We start from the raw sequence: 3,190 nt of genomic DNA on the forward strand, positions 1-3,190 counted from the left end.
TCCAGTTCCTCACCCACAGACCAGGTGGTGATGTTGTCACGGTCCGCATCGGTGAGCACATCCAAATCCCCGACACGCGTATCCGGAGCCGTGGCCATGGTGTCCAACACACCAACAAACACCGACACCAGCTGGTCGAACAGTCCAGCAGGAAGGGCTTCGGGGTGGTGGGTGAACCGGAATCCCAGTGTGTCTGAGGGCAGGACGGCAATGCTGACCGGGTAGTGGGTGGAGTCCCGGCCGGTGACGTGGTCCAGGCTGAGGTCACCGACACCATCGTTGTCGCCCTTGGCGGAGGGGAAGTTCTCGTAGGCGAGCAGTGTGTCGAACAGGGGGTTGTGCCCGGTGATCCGGTGGATGTCCGGCAGCGGAATGTGGTGGTCGTCGAGGACGGCGGTGTTGGTTGCCTGGGTCCGTGTGATCAGACCGGTCAACGTGGGGTTGCCGGTCACATCGACAGGCACGGCGATGGTGTTGATGAACAGGCCGACGGCATCCTCAATCCCGTCGATGTCAGCGGGACGGCCGGAAACAGCCGCACCGAAAATGACGGTGTCCTGGCCGGTGACACTATTGAGGGTAACTCCCCAGGCAGTCTGAACGATGGTGGCCAAGGTGGTGCCCGTCACCCGTGCGAGATCTGACAGAGAACGGGTTTTATCACTGTCCAGCGACAGATGATGTTCGTCAGGGAACCCGGTGGTATCAGCATCCGGGATACCGACGAGAGTGGGATCATCCACCGTGGCGAGCACCCCACTCCAGGTGTCCAGGGATGTCTGGGGGTTCTTGTCCCCCAGCCATTCGAGGAACCGGGTGTAGGTCTGGTCCGGTTGGACTGTCTGATCCGGATGGGCGTAACTGTCGAGGAGGCAACGCACCAGCAGTGGTGAGGACCATCCGTCGGTGAGTGTGTGGTGTTTGGTGAGTACCACGGCTGCCCGGTCGTGGTCGGTGACCAGGACGAGTCGCAGCAGTGGCGGATCGGTCAGGTCAAAAGGCAGACTGCGCTGGTCATCGGCGATGCTGTTGACCACCTCATCAAAACCGAGATCCTGCCACCGGTCGGTAACGCCCGCAGCGGCGGTGTCTGTGGTACCGGCGAGGTCCACATGGTCGAACCGGGGTGGTACATCGACAGGGAGGACAGCGTAGTAGTCACCGGTGGCCCCGGTGGTGATCGCCGCAGTCAGGTTCGGGTACCGGCGCAGTGTGGATACCAGAGCGTTGTCCATCCGGTCAGGATCCACAGTCCCGGTCAGGCGCAGAACATTCTGCACCACATACAGGTCGGTGCTGTCGGCATCGTCGGCGGAGAGTGCGGCGTGGAAGACCAGTCCCTGCTGGAGCGGGCTGAGCGGTTGGACATCAGCCAGGGCACCGTAGATGTGCTGCCAGGTGTCGAGATCAGCCTGGGTGACGGTGTCGGCCAGCACGTCGGACGGCGACCGCCGGACAGTATCTGTGTTGGTGGCGTAGTCGGCCAGGGTGACCAATGCACGGGTCCACAGACAGATCAAGTCGTCGATGTCATCGGCGGACAGGATACCGGTGGCGTAGGACACTCCGCCGGACAATGTCAGATCCGTGCTGCTGGTGCCGGTGGCGGACATGTTGATGTCGATGACCGCCGGGGCGGCCGCGATGCTGTCGGCGTGGCCGGTCAACCCCGGGGATTCCGGGGCCCCCGACCAGTTGGTGCCAGTGGGGTTGGTGCCGCTGGTGAACTGGCCGAGGTAGTTGAATCCGATTTGTGGGGTGCGGCCGGTGGCCAGGCGGTTGGCGGTGTCGGGGTTGAGGTAGCGCAGCAGACCGTAGCCGATCCCCCGATCCGGGACGGCGGCAAGGTGCTCTTTGACCCGCAGGACCGCGTCAGCAGCCGCTGCCGGATCGTCAACGGCGGTGGTGGGGTCGATGTCGTCGGTGCTGAGGGCCACCGGGTACCAGCTGGTGAACCATCCTATGGTCCGGGACAGGTCCGCCCCAGGGACCAGGGTTTCTTCACGGCCGTGGCCTTCCAGGCCGATCAGGGTACGACGGTGAGCGTCACCGCGGGCGGCCCGCCAGGCACCCAGTGCAGTGGTCAGTGACCCCAGCAGGATGTCGTTGACGTCGGCGGACAGCAGTCCCGGTAACGTCGACAACAGTTTCCTGGTGGTGGGACTGTCCAGGCTGACTCGAGCATGCCCGGTGGTGCCGGTGGTGTCGAGGGCAGGGTCCAGTGCCCTGGCACCGAGCAGGGGATCATCGGCAGTGACAACATCTGTCCAGTAGCCGGCCTGGTCGGTGATCGTGTTGTCACCGGTGTCGTTGACCCGACGGGACAAGGCATCAGACCAGGTGGTGACAGTTGTCCCCGTGTCCGGCAGTGGAGCATCGGTCCTGCCTGTGGCCAGATCCCAGGCGTGGGTGAGATCGTCGGCGAGGATACGCCAGGACACGCCGTCGACGACGAGGTGGTGGATCACGAAGACCAGTCGGCCGTCGGGTTCAGTATCAGAGGTCACCCACCGGGCCGCCCACAGATCACCGTTGGCGGGGTCCATGGTGGCCGACAGTTCGGTGGTGATGTCCCTGATCAGATTCCGCCACTGATCGGAGTCCCAGGACAGGTTCGTGTGGTCGGTGGTGATCCGGTCGGTGACGGTGGGGATGAGGTCACCGGTGCCGGTGCCACTGTCACCGGTATCGGCGCCACCGAGGGCAAACCGCCACTGGTGTGTGCTGGTGTCCTGGTACAGGCGCCCGGTCAGTACCGGGTGGTGGTTGATGACCAGGGACAGTACCTGGGACAGGAGACCGGTGCTGAGTCCGGCAGGGGTGACGTAGCAGAACCCCTGGGTGAAGTGGTCGAAGCCCGGTGTGCCGACTTTGCGTTGGGCGATCGGCAGAACAACTGCATCACGAACTGGTGTGAGTACCGTAGCAGACGCGTCGTCATCGACGGTGTCGGCAATGGTCGCCAACCCGGCGATGGTGCGGGCGGCGAAGACATCGGCGGCGGTGAAGGCCACACCCATTTTACGTGCCCGGGTGACCAGTTGGATCGACAGGATGCTGTCGCCGCCGAGGTGGAAGAAGTCGTCGTCGATGGACAGTTCCGTGTCGTCGTCGAGGGCCAGAACATCGGTGAACACCGCGGCGATGGTCTTTTCCGTGTCCGTGGCAGGCGCCCGGCCGGTCCCCGACC

At 64.0% G+C, this 3,190-nt stretch carries 1 protein-coding gene; it reads right to left on the minus strand.

Annotation, left to right across the window (positions count from 1 at the left end; genetic code table 11):
• On the minus strand, window positions 1-3,190 hold a 3,190-nt coding region (locus tag E0E18_RS13705), incomplete at both ends, for a condensation domain-containing protein (protein WP_237559849.1).

Source organism: Corynebacterium neomassiliense (assembly GCF_900626215.1).
GTDB lineage: Bacteria > Actinomycetota > Actinomycetes > Mycobacteriales > Mycobacteriaceae > Corynebacterium > Corynebacterium neomassiliense.